The following is a 3,406-nucleotide window of genomic DNA, read 5'->3' on the forward strand; positions in this document are numbered from 1 at the left end:
GCGTTTCCCCTCGGCCGCCCGGCCACAGGGGACCCCCCCCCCCGCGCGCCCCCCGGCCCGGGCCCGGCCCGCGCCCCGGCCCCCCCGCCGGGGGGCCCGGCCGGCCCCGCCGGCGCCACCGGACGCCTTCCGCGGGAGGCTGACCCGCGCAGGGCCGAGACCGAGCCCGAGCGGGAGGTCGACCCGGGCAGCGCCGAGCCCGAGCGCGAGGCCGACCCGGGTACGCCCGGGGCCGAGCGGCCCGGAGGTGCGGCGTGAGGGTCGCCGAGGCGTGGCGGGTGGCGTTGGACGCCCTACGGGCCAACCGGTTGCGCAGCGCGCTGACCATGCTCGGCGTGATCATCGGGGTGGCCTCGGTGGTCCTGCTGGTGGCCATCGGCACCGGCACCAAACAGAAGGTCGAGCAACAGGTCGAGGGCCTCGGCTCCAACCTGCTGTTGGTTGTCCCCGGCAGGATCGAGGTGGGCAACGCGCCGGTTGTCTCGCCACTGACCCTCAAGGACGTGGACGCCGTCGCCCGGTTGGTCGGCGACCCCGACCGGGTGGCGGTCACCGTCGCCTCCGGCGCGACCGCGCGGGCCGGCGCCCACTCCGACTTCACCACGGTGCAGGGTGTGCTGGAGACCACCCCGGCGGTGTTCACGCGGTCGCTGGCCCGGGGTCGCTACCTCACCGCCACCGACGTGGACACCAGCCGGCGGGTCGCGGTGCTCGGCGACTCGGTGGCCCGCGCGCTCTTCCCCGACCGGGACCCGCTCGGCCAGCAGGTGGCGCTGGCCGGCGTGCGGTTCCGGGTGATCGGCGTCTTCACGCCACTCGGGCAGAGCCTCGGCGTCGACCGGGACGACGAGGTACACGTGCCGGTGACCGCCGCCCAGCGGCTCTGGGGCACCCAGCGGGTGGACGGCATCGCGGTGAAGGCACCGGACCGGGAGCACATCGACGAGCTGGGCCAGCGGATCGTCGCCGAGCTGAACCGCCGCCACCCTGACACCGAGTTCAGCGCGGTCACCCAGCAGCAGATCCTTGGCGTACTCGGCGACATCCTCGGCGTCCTGACCGGCGTGCTGGCTGCGATCGCCGGTATCTCGTTGCTCGTCGGCGGGGTCGGTGTCTCCAACATCATGCTGGTCAGTGTCCGAGAGCGGACCCGGGAGATCGGGCTGCGCAAGGCCGTCGGCGCGCGCCCCCGCGACATCGGGGTGCAGTTCCTGCTGGAGGCGGTGCTGCTCACCACGATCGGTGGGCTGACCGGGATGGCGCTGGGCGTGGGAACCGCCCTGCTGGTGGACGCGCTGTCGCCGATCCCGGCCGCGATCACCTGGTGGTCGTTGGCGCTCGCTTTCGGCGTATCGGCGGTGGTGGGCATCGTCTTCGGGGTCGTCCCCGCGCAGCGGGCCGGCCGGCTCGACCCGGTGGTCGCGCTGCGCGCCGAGTGAGCAGCGCAGGAGCAACCGGACGGCGGGAGCAGGCGGGCGAATACCGGGAGCGCGGACCGGGTGAACCAGCGATCGAAACATGATCAGTTGTACGAAGGGATCGCGCCGGTCACAGCCGCCCCGCTACCGTACTGGTAACACGCGCGTCGCCGGCCCGGCCCGGAGCATCCGTCGGGTTGGCACGCGCCGGGCATGGGATGGGTCGGTGAGCCATGGCCGGGTCGCAGTCCGACGGGCGGCTGTCGGAGGTCAAGTTCCTGACCGTCGCGGAGGTGGCGACGGTCATGCGGGTGTCGAAGATGACGGTCTATCGCCTGGTGCACAGCGGTGAGCTCACCGCCGTCCGGGTCGGCCGGTCATTCCGGGTGCCCGAGCATGCGGTGCACGAATATCTCCGCGGTGCTTTTCAGGAGACTGCCTGAGCCACCGCACCGCCCCCCGCGTGCCCCCTAACCGGTACCGACGGGGGCGCGTTGGTCCGGCTGACGCTCTCCGGCTACCCTGGAGCCCGACCGAGACCCCACCGGTGCGCCCCGCCGCCCAGACCGGTCCGGTCCGTTGTCCGCAAGCGGTCGCCGTCGCCACCTGCGTGGTGTCATCCGGTCCGCCCCGCACGTTGTATCGAAAGGCTGTCGTATGGGCTCGGTGGTCAAGAAGCGCCGTAAGCGCATGGCTAAGAAGAAGCACCGCAAGCTGCTGCGCAAGACCCGCGTCCAGCGTCGCCGTCTCGGCAAGTGATCGCCGCCGGGCTCATGGCCCGGCGTTCGGCATCACTTGCCAAACTGTCGACCTCCGGAGGCTCAGGTGATCAGGCCGTGGTCGTCCCGGCTCGATCCTCCCTGCCGGGGTAGGTGCGTCAGATGACCCCCGGTGGCACCTCAGGTGCTCCGGGGGTCGTCGTCGTCACCGGGGTGGGCCGCTATCTGGGTGCCCACGTGGCGGCCCGGCTGGCCGCCGACCCCCGGATCGAACGGGTCATCGGGGTGGACGCGCCGGACCCCGGCGCCGAGTTCACCGACCTGCTGGACCGGGTCGAACGGATCCGTGTCGACACCGGTTCGCTCGGTGGCCTGCTCGCCGACCTGGACGTCGACGCGGTGGTGCACCTCGCTCTGGTCAGCGCCCCCGACCAGCAGCACGGTGGCCGGTCGGCCATGAAGGACCAGAACGTCATCGGCACCATGCAGATGCTCGCCGCCTGCCAACGGGCGCCCCGTCTGCGCAAGCTTGTGGTCCGCTCGTCGACCGCCGCCTACGGGGTGTCGTTCCGGGATCCGGCGGTCTTCACCGAGGAGACCGAGCCCCGCGAGGTGCCGCGCGGCGGTTTCGGCCGCGACATCCTCGACATCGAGGGGTACGTCCGTGGCTTCCGGCGCCGCCGATCCGACGTCACCGCGACGGTGCTGCGCTTCGCCCCGTTCATCGGCTCGACCGCCGACACCACGTTGACCCGCTATTTCTCGCAGCCGTTCGTGCCAACCGTTTTCGGCCGTGATCCCCGTCTGCAGTTCCTGCACTTCGACGACGCGTTGGAGGTGCTGCACCGGTCGATCGTGGAGGACCATCCCGGCACCTACAACGTCGCCGGCCCGGGGGTGCTGTCGCTGTCCCAGGCGATCCGGCGGGCCGGCCGGGTGGCCGTGCCGGTGCTGGAGCCGGGTCTCTCCGGTGCCGCCGCGCTGGCCCGGAGCATGGGCTTCGGCGGCTACGGCCTGGACCAGGTCGACCTCTTCGTGCACGGCCGGGTGGTCGACACCACCCGCCTTGAGCAGGAGTTCGGCTTCACGCCCCGCTCCACCGCCGCAGCGTTCGAGGACTTCATCCGCGCCCACCACGGTGGGGTGGTGGTCACCCGGGATCAGTTGGCCGCCGCCGAACAACTCGTTCTGGACGGCATTCGGCAGGTCCGCTCCGCAGTGCGGGAGGTGGCGTCGTGAGCGCGAGGAGTGAGCCGGTTTTGCGAGCCC

Annotated in this window: 4 protein-coding genes; all 4 read left to right on the plus strand. The window is 72.3% G+C overall.

Annotated features, from left to right (window positions below; translation table 11 throughout):
* Positions 1 to 254: 254 nt before the first annotated feature.
* The 4 genes from ABZS37_RS17705 to ABZS37_RS17720 all read left to right on the plus strand — a co-directional run bounded on the left by ABZS37_RS17705 (position 255) and on the right by ABZS37_RS17720 (position 3,376).
* The gene (locus ABZS37_RS17705; RefSeq protein WP_355170146.1) at positions 255 to 1,439 is read left to right on the plus strand and encodes an ABC transporter permease; all 1,185 of its coding nucleotides are present in this window, start codon (positions 255 to 257) and stop codon (positions 1,437 to 1,439) included.
* A 212-nt stretch (positions 1,440 to 1,651) separates the two neighbouring features.
* Complete coding sequence (locus ABZS37_RS17710) at positions 1,652 to 1,861, plus strand: helix-turn-helix domain-containing protein (RefSeq protein WP_007465625.1); 210 nt, start codon at positions 1,652 to 1,654, stop codon at positions 1,859 to 1,861.
* A 214-nt stretch (positions 1,862 to 2,075) separates the two neighbouring features.
* Positions 2,076 to 2,177 carry an AURKAIP1/COX24 domain-containing protein gene (locus ABZS37_RS17715; protein WP_007465623.1) on the plus strand — a complete coding sequence of 34 codons (102 nt, stop codon included), beginning with the start codon at positions 2,076 to 2,078 and terminating at the stop codon, positions 2,175 to 2,177.
* A gap of 122 nt (positions 2,178 to 2,299) precedes the next feature.
* Positions 2,300 to 3,376, plus strand: coding sequence for an NAD-dependent epimerase/dehydratase family protein (locus tag ABZS37_RS17720; RefSeq protein WP_355170148.1), 1,077 nt, complete (start codon positions 2,300 to 2,302; stop codon positions 3,374 to 3,376).
* Positions 3,377 to 3,406: the final 30 nt, after the last annotated feature.

The organism is Micromonospora sp. NPDC005413 (assembly GCF_040606435.1).
Taxonomy (GTDB): Bacteria; Actinomycetota; Actinomycetes; order Mycobacteriales; family Micromonosporaceae; genus Micromonospora.

Coding starts and splice junctions, on each gene's coding strand:
- ABZS37_RS17720 (WP_355170148.1), top strand. CDS start 2,300: ATGACCCCCGGTGGCACCTCAGGTGCTCCGGGGGTCGTCGTCGTCACC.
- ABZS37_RS17710 (WP_007465625.1), top strand. CDS start 1,652: ATGGCCGGGTCGCAGTCCGACGGGCGGCTGTCGGAGGTCAAGTTCCTG.
- ABZS37_RS17715 (WP_007465623.1), top strand. CDS start 2,076: ATGGGCTCGGTGGTCAAGAAGCGCCGTAAGCGCATGGCTAAGAAGAAG.